Source organism: Collinsella ureilytica (genome assembly GCF_019795105.1).
Lineage (GTDB): Bacteria > Actinomycetota > Coriobacteriia > Coriobacteriales > Coriobacteriaceae > Collinsella > Collinsella ureilytica.
The window spans coordinates 16,807-34,528 of the sequence record NZ_JAIMFO010000009.1 but is presented as its reverse complement, the minus strand read 5'-3'; the positions used below and the strand labels follow the sequence as shown (position 1 = coordinate 34,528).

Here is a 17,722-nt window from a genome sequence, read left to right as displayed (position 1 = left end):
GTGCAACAATAGCCGGGATACTATTCGGTGAGGAGGTGTGATGTCTCGAGGACGTGTGCTCGTTGCCATGAGCGGCGGGGTTGACTCAAGCGTAACCGCCTATCTGCTCAAAGAACAGGGTTTTGAGTGCACCGGGGCAACCATGCGCCTCACCTGCTCTCGTTCGTTTGACGATGCAGGACCGCGTAGCTGCTGCTCGCTGCAAGACATTGCAGATGCGGCAGACGTATGTAAGCGCCTGGGAATTCAGCATCTTGTTTTAGATATGCGCGAGATCTTTGAGCGGGACGTCATTGATAAATTTGTAACTACCTACGAAGAGGGCCACACCCCAAATCCCTGCATTGACTGCAACCGCTATCTTAAATTTGGAGCCTTGCTTGATTGGGCGCTTGAGCACGGATTTGACTATATTGCTACCGGCCACTATGCCCAGATCCAGCGCGTATCTCCAAAAACCAGCTCCATGTGTGGATCGCATACGAGCTCAGCGGGCGGCGAGGATACGTCTTCTGCAGGCGTTGCCTCTGCGGTGCCTGCAAACCTGTCCTCGCTTCAAGACACAGAGCTCAAAGAGACATCAAACTCTTGTGAGCAGCCACAAGAAGACACTTCTGCCACGCTGTGGGATCAGATTATTGCGCATGCTCAGAACGAAGATGAGCTGTACACCTTATCCGCTGGCGCTGATAGTTCGAAAGATCAAAGCTATGTTTTATATTCCCTCACGCAAGAGCGGCTTGCCCATGTGCTCCTCCCCCTTGGCGGCCTGATAAAAGAAACCGATGTGCGCCCCATCGCAGAGCGCCAGGGATTTGGCAATGCTCAGAAACGCGACAGCCAAGGGATTTGCTTTGTGCCCGATGGCGACTTTGCCCACTATATCGAAGAGCGGAAAGGAGAGCTTCTAGCTCCTGGCACTATTGTTGATACCGAAGGCAGCGTTTTAGGGCAGCATACAGGTGCCATTCGCTATACCATTGGCCAGCGCAAAGGCCTTGGTGTGGCCATGCTCAAACCCGTTTACGTCACCTCAATCGACACGCAAACAAACACGGTGGTTCTCGGTGAGGAAGCAAATCTCTTCGCAAGCGCACTTGTCGCAAAAGATTGGATTTGGAGCGCTCCCGAAGACGCGATGCGCTCCTTGCTTGATATGGATGCATCCGCAATGGGGCCAGGTCTTTCGGTAGACGCTCGGATCCGATACCACCAGCCCAGCCAGCGCGCACACCTGTCGTGGGATACAACCTCGCCGCAGCACGCACAGCCTCAGCACGCACAAACGCTCGATCACACAGAGGCTTTCGCTGGAGCACAAAGGCTCATCATTCGCTTTGATACACCGCAGCGAGCAATTGCTCCCGGTCAAGCCGTTGTTGTCTACGCAGGAGACATCGTGCTCGGTGGAGGTACGGTCTCGCATGTCCTTCACTAGCAGGTAGCCGAAAGCTGCCATGTAGGCTATGTTCCTGTATGAAGTTTCGTCTGTCTCACTCATATACCCCCCGGGGGTTGGGTACAATGGCGATAGGCGGTTCTGTTACCTACACCGATTGCATACGCGCAAGGAGGCTCATGTATGGCAAGGTCCAGCTTTGATGTTTCGGGTATGACCTGCGCTGCATGCCAAGCACATGTAGAGAAAGCTGTATCAAAGCTCGAAGGAGTAACGTCGGTAGCAGTCAATCTCCTCGCTGGGTCTATGACGGTGGACTATGATCCTGAGCAAACCGATCCCCTATCCATTTGCGAGGCTGTGGATCGCGCTGGCTATGGGGCAGTTCCGCTCGGCTCCACCCAAGCCGGAGGTGCCAGTTCAGGAGCTTTCGCCCCTGACTCTCACGAACAAGGTGCGCCCACAGGTGCCCCGCTCAAGCCGCAAAGTCCTACTGCAAAGCTTGAGGCGGCAGCTCGGGCGATGCAAACACGCCTTGCCCTCTCCCTCGCCTTTGAAATTCCGTTGTTCTACATCGGCATGGGTCATATGTTTGGCTGGCCGCTTCCGTATGTCCTCACCGATCATGCCCATAGCATGACCTTAGCGCTTACCCTGCTTTTGCTCACCATTCCCATTGCCTTCGTAAACCGTGCGTATTTTATTCAGGGCGCGAAATCGCTCATGAGGCACGCCCCTACCATGGATGCCTTGATTGCCATTGGTGCCGGAGCGAGCATTGCCTGGTCGATCTGGGCAATGTATGTCATGGCAGAGCACCTTGCTGCAGGAGACCCCGCAGCTGCTGCTCGCGTGGCACATGATAATCTCTATCTTGAAGCTGCGGGCACGATTTTGGCTCTAGTCACTGTTGGTAAATATCTCGAAACGCGCAGTAAGTCTAAGACAGGCGATGCCTTAGCCCAGCTCATGGATCTGGTACCTGCCACGGCAACCCTTCTTGCAGACGATGGGAGTGAAACAACTATTTCGGTAGACGCAATCGCGCCCGGGCAGATTCTGCGCGTGAGACCCGGTGAATCCATCCCCGTTGATGGCGTAGTGCTTACCGGAGCATCAGCGGTAGATGAAAGTGCTCTCACAGGAGAGAGCCTGCCGGTAGAAAAGCGTGCGGGTGATACCGTCTCTGCTGCAACAACAAATCGCACCGGTAGCTTTACCTTCCGCGCCACCCGAGTAGGAAGTGACACGACCCTAGCAGGAATTATTCGTCTCGTTGAAGATGCTAACGCAACGAAGGCTCCCATATCACGCGTTGCCGATCAGGTTGCTGCCATCTTTGTTCCAGCAGTTATTGGTATTGCACTTTGTACCTTTCTGGCATGGATGCTCATGGGCAACTCAGCTCATGAGGCACTCACGGCATCCGTTGCTGTATTAGTTATTAGCTGCCCGTGTGCCTTAGGCCTTGCCACTCCCGTTGCCATCATGGTGGGAACCGGACGAGGTGCTCAAATGGGCATTCTCTTCAAAAGCGCTGAAGCCTTGGAGTCGCTCAGATCCGTTACCACTATCGTGCTTGATAAGACGGGAACCATCACCGAGGGCTCACCCGTTGTTACCGACGTACTCCCCACCGCTTCACACGATGGAACCTATGCCTTGAGCGAAAAGGCTCTTATGAAACTTGCCGCTGCCCTTGAGCACCAAAGTGAGCACCCCCTCGCTGAAGCCGTTATGGCTCATGCAAATGAGCTCGGTATCGTTGCACGAGATGTACAAGACTTTCAGGCAATTCCGGGTCGAGGCATTACTGCTCGTGAAGGCAACAATACCATCGCTGCCGGAAACGCCGCTCTTATGGCAGAGCTTGGCATTGAGCCTGATACCGAGCTGCTTGACCGACTCGCAAAGGAAGGTAAGACACCGCTCATCTTTGCCCGAAATGAGGTGGCGGTAGGTGTGATTGGTGTTGCTGATCGTATAAAGCCAACCAGTGCAGCTGCGATTCAAAGCCTCAAACGCTCTGGCAAGCACATTATGATGCTCACCGGAGACAATCAGTTGAGTGCCGAGGCCATAGGGAAAGCGGCAGGCCTTGAGCCGAGCGAAATTATCGCAGGCGTCTTGCCGCAAGAAAAAGAGCATCATGTACGCAAGCTCCAAGCGGCAGGTCAGAGGGTTGCTATGGTGGGTGATGGAATTAACGACTCCCCTGCTCTCGCACGAGCAGACGTTGGGATCGCCATTGGCACCGGAGCAGATATTGCAAAAGAAGGTGCCGATATTGTGCTCATGAAAAGTGATTTGGCTGATGTTAGGCGCGCACTTGAGCTTTCGCGAGCAACCATCCGCACCATTAAACAAGACCTGTTCTGGGCGCTCATCTATAACGCCTTAGGCATCCCCTTAGCAGCAGGCGTGCTCTTCCCTTTTACCGGATGGCAGCTCAATCCCATGTTTGGAGCAGCCGCCATGAGTCTTTCCAGTGTATGTGTTGTCCTCAATGCGCTCCGTCTCAAACGCTTCAAGCCAAGCCTGACCATATAAGTCTGCTCACGTTGAAAGGAAGATCATGAACTACATCATCAAGACTGAAGGACTCAACTGCGGACACTGCGATGCCTCCGTTGAAAGCGCGCTCATGCAGGTCGCAGGCGTTATAGATGCCGATGCAGATCATGCAACTGCTACCGTTCAGGTCATGGCGAACAAGCCAATTGAGCACGAGGCTCTTGCGAGTGCTATTGCAAGCGCTGGAGCATTTCGTGCGCTTTCCATCACCGAAGCATAAAAGCCTGCTCTGTGAGAGAGGGAGGATCGTGCAATGAGGGCTGATCGGGAACAGGTGCTTCGCTTGCTCAAAACGGCACGCGGGCAGATAGACGGCATTATGCGCATGGTGGATTCCGATCGCTATTGCATCGATATCTCCACCCAACTCATGGCAACGGCTTCTCTGTTGAATCGCATTAATGCAGACGTGCTCAAGGCTCATATTGAGGGCTGCGTACAAGATGCAGCTACCTTGGGAACACCAGAAGAGCGGCACGAAAAACTCCTCGAAATTGAGGGTGTCATCGATAAGCTCACGCGCTAAATAAGTCGTTCCGCCTCACGTATAACGAGAGCCAAATTGGCAAAATTGCGAGCATTCTCAACAAGCTTGATTGAGCTGATGGCACGGATACATTTGAAGGCTATGATGGTGAGAACATCCGCTGCACGCGCGGAAAACAGATGACGGGAGGATACCGATGGACGAGCACAAGAACTCTCAAACGCATACAGAGCCTTCCTCGTCTCATGCCGCCTATCCCGAAAATGAACGGCCACTACCAGGCTTTCTCTCTCGTGAAGAGTACGAACAGATCGGAGACGAGCCCGAGCCGCTACCTCAGGGCTTTGAGGTCATTGATGGCACAAACGCTGTTCGGCAACACAGGCCTGATGCCGGAGCCGATGATGGTAGCGAGAGCGATCGTGCACTCGAAGATGCTGGAGCAGTTGAGGCGGTTCGCTCGCTCTTCATGCGTGGTGCATCCGCAATCAAGCAAGTTGGAGATGCCAAGCGCGCGCGTGAAACTGCCCAGTCTGAGCTCGATATTCTTGAGCATACCATTCAAGAGCGGACGGAAGAACTTGAGCATCGTCGCGATGTAGCAGCTCGGTATACAGACATCATGGCTCAAGAAACGGCTCGTCGCCAAGAAGCAGAAGCCACCATCGCCCGCGCCGAAGCAAAACATCGTGAGCTTGCCGAAGCGATTGCTCACGCAAATGATCGCTTGAAACAGATGAAATCTGATGACCAAAAAACTGAGAAACGCCTTCGTGCAGCCGTTGAGGCGGCTGAGGCAAAAGAGACCAGTGCGCGGGAAGCCGGGGCACGCCTTCAGCGTCGTGTAGACGATGCACGTCGTAATCTCAAGCGCTCAGAAGAAGAGCGAGCATCGGGGCTTGCTGCCGCAAAGGGAGCAATTGCAAGTGCACGCGAGCGCGTTGAGACCCTGCGGGCAGAATTTGCCGATATCCAACGCAATCCATCGGCAAACACTGCCGCCTATTCGGTTCGCTCGACCGAGCTCCAGCGTGAAATTTCTGATGCTATTGAGGCTGAGCGCGCAGCTGAGCTGGATCTTCCACAGATTGAAGCCGAACTTGACCGGGCAATTACCACCGCCTCTGCCATACTTGTTGAGGCAGAAAAGCCCATTGGTGTTGCAAAAGAGAATTTCCGCACCGTAACTGCTGAGGCCGATGCTGCTCGCGACGAGCTCGATCGAGCAAAGCTTGATGCCCAAGAGCGCCAGCGGAGTCTGCGTGATGAAATTTCTGCCCGTGAAGCTGAAGCCAAGGCAGAAGCGCAACTCATAGCAGAACAAGAAGAGATTGCCGAAAATGCTCAAACGCTCATGGATGAGGCAACTGATATTCATGAGCATCCTGAGCTGACCGTTCAGCTTGCTGCGCAACTCGATGAAGATCTGATTGTGCGAGGTGAACGTCAAGAGCAGCTTCAAGCCTTACAGCAAGAAGAGCGGGCGATCCGCGAGCATACGCGTGATTCTCGTCTGCGTTTTATTGCAGCGATCGTCGGCGCTTGCACCCTGATCATCCTCGTCGTTGTGCTGATCATAATCTTCTTTTTCATGCGCTAAGCCGGAGTTAAGCGGGTTAGAACGTGCGCTAGAACGTGCTCATGCACTCCGTGCCTGCGACAGCGAGAGGCAAGCAGATTTATGCACCCTGCAGCAAGACATGCTGCGCTTACCCCACAAGTAACCTTTACGCCTGTCTAACCATCTCAGAGGTAATAGGTAAAAGCAGCAAGGCGCTCATCAATGTCACCATGAGACGTGCCTTCAAAGCCCAAACGCATGACGGGTACGGTCATATGCTCGGCTGAGGCGGCCTCAGCAAGCCCCAAAATCACATCCGTATTCTCATAGAGCGACGCCATCGCGAGGGCTCCTTGCGCCAGCTCGCCTGCAAGCGCTGTTTTTGCCGACCGATAGCGACCATGTGCTGCAGCAAGTGATCCCACCAAGGTATCTGCCATACCAAAAAGCTGATACGGATCGTCTTGAAAGGGAGACGCCTTACCCAAGAGCTTTGAGATTTCAGCCATAAGCGACGCAATCCAATCAAAGCGCTCCCGGTCTTGATAGGCATCACACCAGAGGAACCAGAGCATCTCAGTTGCTGGCATTCGCTTCACACGCCAGCCTTGGGCTTCAAGTCGCAGCAAGGCTCCCTCATTCAGATCATCGTCCCACACACATGTCCACTCACCTACAGCTAAGATCGTCCCTTTTACGCCCGACTCTTCTGCACGCGCCTGCCCAATTTGAGCCGCCGCCTCACGCAGTGCGCTCAACGCAAAACCCGCATGCGAAAGCTTATCGAGTACGGCAGGAGCATGCTTCGTTCCAGCAGCAGAGGCCACGTCTGCTGCCAAGAGTGCTGCCACCACACCATGCATATCTTTCACGCGCTCAGGAATACGCTCAAGTCGTGGTGCCACGATCTTGATCTGGTTTATACCGGATGCCGCAAGCTTTGAGCGTATCACCCGGTCATATACGCCATCGGCATCCGCCCCTTCCCCTGACGGCAACAAAAGCTGCATCCGCTGCTTCGATACTGCAGCTTTTTCTGCTGCCACCAACGCGCATCCGAGCTGAGCCGTAAACGAAAGATATTCTTTGCCAGCAAGAAGCGTCCGAGCGCGAGCGAGTGAGCGAGCGTCAGAAGCAATCGGCGTGACCTCAAAGCCTCTTTGCTTAAGATACGTAGCGAGCGTGCGAGCAGGCAGGCCAAAGGCAGGCAGCGCCACAGGTATATGAGGCTCGAGCGGAGTTTCGTTTTGTTCAACCCGCATCTGTACCAGTGGCAGACTTCGCTCATCGTTTGGCTCATAGCGCGTCAGGCTGTTTAGGAAAGCCTCTATCCGCGTGATAATTCCCACTTTAGAAAAATGCTCATCAACCTCAATATGTAAGTACGGCTTTGAGCCCATCTCTTCAGCAAAAAGATGAGCGAGCATCGAATCTGGGCCGCAGCCATGATTGGTCAAATACACAGCAACTAAGCGCGGATCACGACGAATCAGCTTCGCCGCTGCCAAAATATGCTGACCAAATGGCCAATATATATTGGGATAATCTTCTTCGATACTAAAGCTATGTGCCTTGAGGTGCGAGATCGTTATTACCCGCTGGCCTCGATCAATGAGTGCATCAGGAATACCTGCATTGAGGACGGCATCTGAGATCCCATAATTGCGCGTTACCATAACTAACACGCGCTCATCCTTGCCAATGGATGCCAGCAAGCGTTCCCCCGCTTCTTCGGTCAGCCGCGTACATTCACTGATTGCTTGTGTGCCTGCCAAGAGCGCCAGCGAGGTCTCTCGAGGTGTGCGACCAAGGCTTACTCCCACGCGCAACATGGCAGCAGCCATTGCTTGCTGTCCCATCTCCATATCAAGCACAGGAGAGATAAGCTCGACTCCCCGCTGAGCAAGGCCAAGCTCGCGCTCCACCAAGGAAGGAGCCGCATACATATACGGGCAGCCATAATTATGAGCCAAGGTGGAATGCTCATGGCGGACGGTACGCACCGCAGGCATGAAGATATAGTCAACCCCTCGCTCGACCAATTCAAGCATATGACCGTGCATCAGCTTGATCGGAAAACAGGTCTCGCCCTGTGCAGTTTCTTGAGCGCGGGCAATGGTGGCTTCACTACTCGTATCAGAGAGCAGGACATTAAAGCCTAGGTGAGTAAAGAAGGCATGTGCCATAGGAAAAAACTTATAGATCATCAACGAGCGCGGAATGCCCACGGTCTTTTTTGCCGGATCAATCGTAGGATCATAGCCCGCAAGCATCCACCGCTCGCCCTCATGGAAAAAGGCACGATATGCTTCGATCTCTTGCTCACGTATAGCGCTTTCCGGCTTTGCTGTACCCGTGAGATCCCAACCACGAAATCTCGTTGTTTGCAGCTTGGCATCACGCGCCATGAGTGCTGCTCCCACCGCGCCAGAAACAGCAAAATACGGAGAAACAGAGATCGTATCACCATAGGCTTGCACAAAGGCAGCAACGATGCCGGTGTTAAAACACACACCACCTTGGAGTACAATGCGCTTGCCTACCGGCTTTGACCCCACAACCCGATGCAGGTAATTTCGAATGATCGATTGGCACAGCCCTGCTGCGATGTCTTCTGTACGCGCTCCTGCAGCAAGAGCGGCATTCATGGCAGTCTCTACAAAGACGGTACAGCGCTCACCCAAATCGACCGGATGCGCGGCACGAAGCGCAAGCGAGCCAAATGCTGAGAGAGGAATGGAAAGCCGCGCTGCCTGCTCCTCTACAAATGAGCCCGTTCCTGCCGCGCATACCTTATTCATCTGAAAATCGGCAACTTCGCCGTCTTTCAGGCTGATATATTTGGAATCCTGTCCGCCAATTTCAAAAACGGTATCCACATACGGATCGGCGCTGGCAGCAGCTCGCGCCTGGCAGGTAATCTCATCTTTTACCACATCGGCACCCACGTGCGCGCCAATCAGCGTGCGCCCTGAGCCAGTCACACCAACACCGATGATGCGCACACGCTCGCCTACGGCTCCTCCAAGCGCAGCAAGACCTGCTGTAACCGCCGCCTTGGAATCTCCTCCCGTTCGTGCATACCGGGCATGAATGAGCTCGCCTGAGGTATTGATGAGCACAAAATTCGTACTTGTCGATCCCACATCAATACCAAGGTAGCTTGGCACGGGCGCGCCTGTAGTACAACAGCTGTCAAGCGGCTTGGCTTGAAAGCCATTGCCTGGCACAAAGTCAATCTGCGGCAGTGGCTCGCATGTGGTATACGAAGCTGCTGGTGCAGGCTCGCTCATGCTGGCAGGTAGGCCTGGCGTCTGCACTGAATTTGCCGACGATGCACCGAGAACAGCAGATGCAGAAGGAGCGTTCGATGCAGGCGCGCCCACAGAAGCCTTCCTCTCCCCTGTCTTGCAAGCCAATCCCGGTAAGGAAGAACAATGGGATGCAGCCTGAGACAATGAGCACACAGCTCTCATTCGCCCTTTTGGAGCAGGGTCTGCGCCTTGATGAGCGCGACGCAGTTCGCACAAAGCCTTGAGATCTAGGGCGAACAGACCTTCTTGCTTTTCACCGCAGCTTGCTGGTTGCCCGATTCTTTGCTGATGCATACGCGCCGCATGTACGGCAGCACCAGCAGCTTGGAGGTACAAATTTTGCTCTGAGACAATGAGGTCACTCGGCTCTAAGCTAAAGACCTCGCGCACCTGAGCCAGAACTCCCTCATTGAGCATGACACCGCCCACAACGGCAAGCGGTGCCTCTATAGGTAAGCTGCCCACGATGAGCGAGCGATAGCTCCGTACCATCGCACGGCAGAGTCCTTGCAAGATATCCTCGATGGGAACACCTTCTTGCTGGCGGTGAATGATATCGGTTTTGGCAAAGACTGCGCACCGTCCAGAAATTCTTGGTACTGACGTGGCGCGAGCAACGAGGGAAGAAAAATCTTCAATAGAAAGGCCAAGCCTTCCCATCTGATCCTCAAAGAAAGAACCGGTACCCGCCGCACATCCATCATTCAGAGCAAAGCGAGGAGCTCTGCCGGAGCCAAGCGCTGTGATATACGCTGCTCGCTCAGCACCAATCGCCATAATTGATCGGACATGCGGCATCAAAAGTGTCGCGCCTGCAGAGATTGCAGGAAGATCTTCGAGTACTGTCGCCTGCTTCGCAATAGGTGCCACGAGCGCGCGGCCGCTTCCCGTCAACCCACACGCAGCACAGTTTTCAAGCCCGAGCTTCGCATATGCCTCTTGTAAGAGGTCTGCCAGAACACCCAGCGGATCGCCCCGATGCGGTCTTCTTGCTCCATACAAAACTGCATGAGCGAGTGCGCTCGGCTCGAACGATGCGACCTTACTCACCCGGTTGCTTTCAGACTGAACCTGGGCATGTACTGCGGGGTTTGTAAGGTCAAGACAGGCGAGTTTGACCGATGAAGACCCGATATCGATGCCGATGGCGTACACAGCGACTCACTAACAAGCAGCAGGATTCATTCGCTGAGCTCCTTTAGGCAGAACACCTCCACGCGCACGATATTCATCGTACTCAGCCAAGAAGGCTTCGCGATCCAACTCACGCATACGAACGACATCATCAAAGGTCACAAACTCAGTAATGGGATTATCCACCGAAAAGGGAAAGCCCTTGTCTACCAAAAACTCTCCAAACATAGGGTCACCGAGCACGATGTCTCTCATGCATTGTGTGCTATCAATTGTTGCCATGCGAATCACGCTCCTCATTTCACGTACCATAAGTTTGATGCAGCATCCTTTTTGATGTCGTTGCCATGGCACCGCAAAAACCAAATGCACGACTCATCCACGAATGCGCTTACAGCGCTGGACTCAGATCTTTCATGTTCAGCCGCGTCGCTCCCAAAAGCTCAGCATCTTGCTCGCCATGAGTCGACACCAAAAGTGTGCGGCATGCACGATGGCGCAGCACAAAGCGAATTACCTCTTGCCTGGTAGCTGCGTCAAGTCCGGTGAAAGGCTCATCCATCACAATCATTGAGCTTGGTGCGAGCACAGCACGTGCAAGCGCTACACGTCTGCGCTGGCCACCAGAGAGCTGAGAGACGGGGCGGTTCAAACACTCAGGCGGCAAAATCTCAGACAAGACCGATACAAGATGCTGGTACGAGGCTCGACCTCCCATGACCAGCGCTACATTCTCAATGGGCGTGAGCTCAATGGCGAGCCGATCCTCTTGGAATACCACCGATATGCTCCCCGGCATACTGTTTGAAATCTGGCCGGCATCGATGCGCTCAAGGCCTAAGATGATTCGCAACAAGGTTGTTTTGCCCGCACCAGAAGGCCCCATCAAACAGGTCAGAGAGCCAGCAGCGAGGCTCATATCTAGCTTTGATAAGACGCGCTGAGCGCCGAATGATTTTGAAACGCTCGTGAGCACAAGCTCGGCCGAACCCTCGCTTGCTTCATAGGACTGAGCGACATCCCCACTCGATGAGGCAGGCCGACCCGTTTCGCACGCGCGATGAGACCTGCGAACGAGCAAGCTTCCAAAGGGCAGACTCAGTCGGCGCAGCAGTGCCATAAACCCCAGCTCAAAGATCCAGCTCATGAGCATCACGACCAAGGTCCAGGCAAATAAATCGGGAGTGTTGAGATAGGTGCGCGCAAGCGCCATTCCCTTGCCAACTGAGGGCTTTGGCACGGCTAGCACCTCAGCCATGATTCCGCTTTTCCAACTCATACCAAGGCCGAGCTTGCACGCACTCGTCAGGTGTGCCATACAAGCCGGACGATAGATATACAAAAATACACGCCATTTTGAGATGCCGAAGATACGAGCGACCTCAAGCATCTCAGGATCTGCACTATCAAGACCTGCCAACACTCCGGTGTAGATGAAGGGCAAGACAACGGTAAAGGCAAGGTAGACCATAAGGAGCTGATTTCCAACCCAAATGAGCAACATAATGATGATGCTCACAACCGGAATGGTTCTGAGCAGCGACATGACCGGCTCAACAAGATCGCGCACCAAGCGACTTCGATGAGCCACAACTGCCAAAAGGATGCCTATGCTTACGGAGAGAAAAAACCCCGAGGCAATCCGTATCAGTGAAGCTGAGCAGGCAAGCCAAAACTCTGCCTTCATCGCCAGCGAGCTTAAGGCAGTAACCGCACGAAGAGGGCCGGTTAAAATCAGCCGATTATGTATATACGCATCAGCGATCTGCCAGACTACCAGCCAAAGCCCAATAATGGCTCCACGCCTCCAGATGTGCGGCAGGCTCTTGTCATCGTTCTCGCGAACACTCTCATGAGATCGTGAGCGCTCCAACAGCGCCCGAGCGGCCTCGGGCTCGAGCAAGCCTTGGGCAGATGCCACGCGAGTTGCCTGCTCACATGAGACCCCAAGCGATTCAAGCATGGCTACAATTCGCTCAGGATCAATTCCTCCTGCAGCAGCCACGCGCATCATCTGCCCCATGTGAGCGTCTTCGATCCCATCCTCGCGGATGCGAGTAGCCATGAGGGCAAGCCGCTCTTCGGGTATACCCGTTGCAGCCGATACCTCAGATAGAGAAATTCGCTCACTCATCAGGTGCACTCATTACGCACGCACCCGGGCATTCGCAGCAGCCAGGCCAATAGCCTCGTCTTCAATCGCTCCAACCGGTGGCAAATAGTAGAACCTATCATCGGGCAGCTCACCACCAACTGCATCTGGATTGACCGCAAAGAGCTCCGCAATGTAACCAGACAATGCCCGGCGCATCTCGGTGCCACAAAGGCAGGTGAGCGCCACGTCAGGCAAGGCATCGGCAGCAACGCTATTATTCAAGAAGAGGTCGAGCTCCTCTTGCAGAGCTGCCGCCTCATCCATATGCTCGAGCGTCCAGCTCACCGAGCTGCCTTGCATCTGCAGATACTCAACAATTGCCTGCTCATGCTCTTCAATAAAGGCTCGATTGGCAACGGTAATAGTCGTGACACACTGACTTCCCGTGTCTGCAAAGGCCTCATTCCATTCGCGTGTGATGCTGATCGGAGCATACAAAGGATCAACCATGAGCTTGGATAGCGAGATAAACGGCTGTGGCAGAATTGCCACACACTTGTCTTCTTGCTGCATGAGATTGAGCACCTCAAAAGGAGTTGACTTAAACTCCAGCTCAAAGCTTCCTTCCAAGCCTTTCTTTTTCAGCAGCGCCTGGATCGTATACTCAGGAGGACCTCCCTCACCGTAGGCATAGACTCGCCGTCCGGCCAAATCAGATAAGGTCGAGATCGATGGATCTGTAGTCATGACATACAGGATGCCAAGATTATTCACGCTGATGACCTGATACGAGTTTTGCAGCTCATGATTGTTATACAGAATCGGTCCGATATTGCTTGGTAGCGTCGCAATATCATAATCACCCTGATTTAAGGCAGCAGAAAGCCCGATATAGTCAACACCGTTTGAGGTGAAGCTGAAATCATTCACGGTACGTTTTGCCCGAGCTGCCAGCACAAACTGAGCCAAGCCCATGGAAGGCGGTCCTAAGATGAGCCCCACCCGAGCCTGAACCGGATCGAATGATCCCTGAAGCTTTCGCTTTTCGGGCTCAGCCGTCAGTGACACTGCTGAGCCCGATGGCTGCACAGAGCCGCAGCCACCAAGCCCAAGAAGGGCAAGAGAGGCAGCAGAGAGTCCCAAAAACGTTCGCCGTGATATTGACCACGACCTGCTCATTGCTGAGCCCCCTTCCCCTTCAGCCCAGCTCTTGGGCGCTTACTCAAGAAGAAGGCGACGCAGCCGAGCGTCACAACAACAGCAGCTACTGCTAGAGCAGCGGGAACCCAAGGAGCATCCTCAGATGAGCGAGATGCTGCCTGTGCTCCAGGCACACCTTTTGAACGAGCATTGAGATGGGCCAGCGCGGACGCCTCCGCAGCCTCAGCCTCTGCCTTTGCGTCAGCTGCCTTACCATCTTTGCCTTGGTTATCCAAAATGGCCTGAGCTGCAGCTGGAATTTCTCCGCCACCCGAATTTGAAGTTCCCCGGAACCGCATCTGAAAAACGCAGTCCCAGCTACGATTTCGGCTGCCGCCGATAATGCTTGCTGCAAGGTCTCCCAGGCGCACCTCAGCGTGGCAGGGAATGGTAATAACCGTATCGGTTGCATGGAGCACACCGAGGTCAAGCACGATGCTCGAAAGTCCTCCGCCTGCAGAAGTTGAGCTGATAATAGGAAGGCCACTCAAGCTCTTTACCTGCATGATTCGCGATTGAATGAGGATTGGCACGATTAGCTGAGCCCGACCGTGGTCGTCGACATGGAGCTCAGCATTGCCACTTACCGGATTCATCGGCGGAAACGCAGCACTCGTAAAATGTGGCTGAAGCGGCAGGCCAGAGCTGCCCTTATCTACCCAAATATTTGCCGAGACGGTATAGACTCCCGCAGCAAGCAGACCATCACGTGTCGTGTTCACCTCATCGCCTTGCTGCTGCTCAGTGTGTTTTGGATCTGGATCCGGCTGAGGTTGCGGCACAATAGGCGTGATTATCTCAGTCGTTCCACCAGTTCCTTCGCGCGCAAATGCCGGAAGCTCGGTTGATTCAGATATCTTCTGCGCACTGTCATAGTCAAGCGTTAAGCAAAGCGCTTGAGCACCTGCTGGCCGAATCTCTTTATCAAGAGGAACGGCGTACAAAATACTGCCCGCAAAATTAAAGCTCACCTTGCCCGCTGGCTCACCTTCTGGCAGGCGCGCAGACATCATATGAATACGATCAGCGCGCTTATTATATGAGCCACTCCAAGCGCCTCCGGCAGCAGTTGGACGTACGCGCTCGGTGCGCACATCAACTAAATCAGGGCAGGTACCCAAAGACTGCGTGGTAAAGATCGGGTTTTTGATGGGCAAGATGAGCGTACGTGCGCCCGTTGCAGAAACAATGAGCTGTGCATTTGATTTCAGCGGGAACGAAGGAACGCCCGCGCCCACCTCAGCCGGATCATTTTCATCAATCGTGGGGCCAAAGGGATTGCTCGGGTTATTTGCATAGACCGTAAGACCTGGGATCAGCGGGTTAAAGGCACCTGGCATGGCAAGATTTGCCGTAACCGAATACGTACCTGCCTCGAGGCTCACCGGTAAGCGCTGCCCCAGAACCGCCAGCGTACCTCCTACATACGTAAAGCGATAGTTAGCCGCTGCACCACCTGCTGGCGTGAGCACAACCGAGGTGCCCGAAGCCAACGTATCCGGAGCAGTAACGGTTGGTGCCACATAGCCCTGAGCAGTCTTGGCAGATTCCGCTCCTACAAAACCCGTAACCTCAACCGCCAGCTTCGGCGCTGTACCCTCTTTGATCTGCTCGCCTACATAGGTTGCCACGAGCGGTGCCTTCTCAATTGACCATGAGATTGGCAGAGGCGCGGTGCTTCCATCCGACCACATGTAGCCAGGCTTCAAACTTACCAATGCGGTATAGGAGCCTGCTACATCGGCACTTCCCGAAGCAACTTCATAGCCCTCGCCCTCGGCAACACCGGTCTGAACGCCTCCGTTATACACCAAGCCTTCTTGTGCGTAAGGCTTTTCGATCGCCTTCGCAGCAGGCTCGACAACTACAAGCCAACCAAGCTTGGTCTCAGGATTTTGCGGCTCACCTGTTCGCAGGCCATCTGCGGCATCATGTACCGCATTAAACATCCTCAGCATGCCGTCATCCATGCCAAGATCTTCATTGTTGATGGAAGTCCGAGCGCCCATGCCGAGAATATCTGCATCTAAGCGCTTGGCCTCAAGAGCACCCTTACCAACTGTTCCAGAGACGAAATACACTTGAGCATGAGGGCTCGTTACCGGCAAGGATACTGAGAGCGGATTGCGACCCGCTTTGAACGAGTATCGAGCGTCAGGCCCGGCAGATCCCATACCAACTGCAAAATAATTTGCAGTAAAAGGGAGCCCCTGTGGGAATGGACCTACACCCCAAGCAACGGCATAGCTCCCCGCTACCTTAAAATTCCCATTCGAAGTTGAACCCTGGGCGGTAGCAAGTGCTTTTGCAGTAAAGCTATCAGGAGCGCCAGCTTTCACACGACCAACAGTAACCTGTTCCAAAACCCACTCAAAGTATTTGGGAGCCATATCAATCGACTCAGCACCCCAAAATGGCAGATCCACTGATCCATCAGTTGCATATGTAACCGAAACACCAGTTGCAGCATCTGTCTTGGTGTGCACCAACCGACGTTTTGCGCCTTGATTCTCAACCAGTGCATATTCACCCAAGTCATCTTGGCTAACTGTTAAAACACCAGAAGCAATCGATGGGGGCAGCATAGACGCCGCCCCTTGATCCAGCCGATAGAGAGCTGCGTCATCCGTATGCACTGGAATTTTTACTGTAAGAGCAGCTTTGCCAGCTAACTCAATTGGCTGTCCCGCTGTATTTATGAGGCGTAGGCGCTTAAGACTGAAGACAGGCTTTCCAATATAGAACTGCTCGAGCGCTCGGCTCGCAATCTTGTGCGATGTTCCTGCTTCAATCTGCTCTACACTCAAATGAGCATCGGCTAGGTCAGCAACTATCGCTGCACCTTCTTCAGCTTGAACGTCTACTTCAATTCCAGTTGCATCATCTTTGTATGTTTGTGTAAACGAACCCTCTATGATGCGCTTTGCCTGAGCTAAATCAACACTCAAATCGAGTGTCTTGATATGTGACCAGCCCGGCTCGCTACTTGGGAAAAAGGCCGTAAGCGTCGTTGCATAGACCTTCCAGTTGCCAAAGTGATAGCTTCCGCTCCAGTTTTCAAGATTAACGGTTACGCGAGAAATACGTGAAGAAATCCCGGCTTCATCAAGCTCTCTGTTATAGCGCTCATAGTCATCTGCGAATGCCTCGGCTGACTTTTTTTCAATCGGCACACGCTCAGTAGAGATAACCCGAACGTCCTCACTGCTACCTGCCTCTTGAACCGTAAAAACTGGATTGACGAGGTCAACCGTAAGGGTACGCGATCCATCGGCACCCACTATTAAGCTTGCATTATTTTGAACAGGGGCAGACGGGATACCCGGCTTGCCGCAAAGACCCTCGGGATTAAAGGGATTGGTTGTATAACCGTTAATGCCAATCGGAGTCATCATTGAAATGTTTGCAGAAACAATATAGCGGCCCGGCTGTAACTCAGCACTACTTGCAGGAAGCGCCGTTGAACCTGAGGCCGCGCTCAGCAACTGCAAGGCCTTATTTTCTGGCGAAACCTCGAGCTGAGACTCTTGCGTGTCTTGCTCATCTTGGATCTGAGTAGCGCTATCTTGCTCAGCAGCTTTTGCTGGCGTTCCAGCTTGATCGGAAGCTAAAGCGGACTCCTGCGCGTTTTGGATCGGTTCAGCAGAGATCTCATCAGATCCCGCAACTCGCGATTCATCCGCTGTATCCGTCGTAGAACCATCTACATGCGACGCATCTCCATCTGCCTCCTTAGGGGCGGCATTATTCTCTACATCAGTAGCGGGACGCACGGCCTCATGTGCCGCCATAGATGCAATGGAACTATCTGGGGATAATGTCTCTGCAAACGTCTTTATCGGAAATGTTGAAAGCACAAGACTACAAGCAAGCGTGAAGCCGAGCAGCCGTTCTGCCCACGCCTTTGCAGCACCTCTTACATGCATGGCACTCCTTACAAACAGTGAACGTAGATACA

General features: G+C 53.7%; 10 protein-coding genes. 5 read left to right on the top strand and 5 right to left on the bottom strand.

Features of this window, described 5'->3' with window-relative positions; translation table 11 throughout:
- Positions 1-40 precede the first annotated feature (40 nt).
- The 5 genes from K6V98_RS07930 to K6V98_RS07910 all read left to right on the top strand — a co-directional run bounded on the left by K6V98_RS07930 (position 41) and on the right by K6V98_RS07910 (position 6,060).
- Positions 41-1,438: an MnmA/TRMU family protein gene (locus K6V98_RS07930; RefSeq protein WP_306792856.1), complete on the top strand. Its 1,398-nt coding sequence runs from the start codon at positions 41-43 to the stop codon at positions 1,436-1,438.
- A gap of 144 nt (positions 1,439-1,582) precedes the next feature.
- Positions 1,583-3,949, top strand: a complete 2,367-nt coding sequence (locus K6V98_RS07925; protein ID WP_222199995.1) for a heavy metal translocating P-type ATPase — start codon at positions 1,583-1,585, stop codon at positions 3,947-3,949.
- A 25-nt stretch (positions 3,950-3,974) separates the two neighbouring features.
- Positions 3,975-4,193, top strand: a complete 219-nt coding sequence (locus K6V98_RS07920; protein ID WP_222199994.1) for a heavy-metal-associated domain-containing protein — start codon at positions 3,975-3,977, stop codon at positions 4,191-4,193.
- A 33-nt stretch (positions 4,194-4,226) separates the two neighbouring features.
- On the top strand, positions 4,227-4,499 hold the full coding sequence (locus tag K6V98_RS07915) for a metal-sensing transcriptional repressor (RefSeq protein WP_222199993.1): 273 nt from the start codon (positions 4,227-4,229) through the stop codon (positions 4,497-4,499).
- A gap of 157 nt (positions 4,500-4,656) precedes the next feature.
- A complete protein-coding gene (locus K6V98_RS07910) occupies positions 4,657-6,060 on the top strand; it encodes a coiled-coil domain-containing protein (protein WP_222199992.1) in 1,404 nt (467 codons plus the stop codon).
- Positions 6,061-6,206: 146 nt separating this feature from the next.
- Here the strand turns inward: K6V98_RS07910 and K6V98_RS08820 are convergent, their stop codons facing one another.
- The 5 genes from K6V98_RS08820 to K6V98_RS07885 all read right to left on the bottom strand — a co-directional run bounded on the left by K6V98_RS08820 (position 6,207) and on the right by K6V98_RS07885 (position 17,690).
- Entirely contained in the window at positions 6,207-10,490 is a 4,284-nt protein-coding gene (locus K6V98_RS08820) for an acyl-CoA dehydratase activase (protein WP_222199991.1), read from the bottom strand.
- Between the two features lie 9 nt (positions 10,491-10,499).
- On the bottom strand, positions 10,500-10,751 hold the full coding sequence (locus tag K6V98_RS07900) for a hypothetical protein (protein ID WP_222199990.1): 252 nt from the start codon (positions 10,749-10,751) through the stop codon (positions 10,500-10,502).
- A gap of 109 nt (positions 10,752-10,860) precedes the next feature.
- Complete coding sequence (locus tag K6V98_RS07895; RefSeq protein WP_222199989.1) at positions 10,861-12,603, bottom strand: ATP-binding cassette domain-containing protein; 1,743 nt, start codon at positions 12,601-12,603, stop codon at positions 10,861-10,863.
- 12 nt (positions 12,604-12,615) lie between these two features.
- Positions 12,616-13,743, bottom strand: a complete 1,128-nt coding sequence (locus K6V98_RS07890) for a twin-arginine translocation signal domain-containing protein (protein WP_222199988.1) — start codon at positions 13,741-13,743, stop codon at positions 12,616-12,618.
- Positions 13,740-17,690 (bottom strand): hypothetical protein, encoded by a 3,951-nt coding sequence (locus K6V98_RS07885; RefSeq protein WP_222199987.1) that lies wholly within the window; start codon positions 17,688-17,690, stop codon positions 13,740-13,742. Before K6V98_RS07885 ends, K6V98_RS07890 begins: the two co-directional genes overlap by 4 nt.
- Positions 17,691-17,722: the final 32 nt, after the last annotated feature.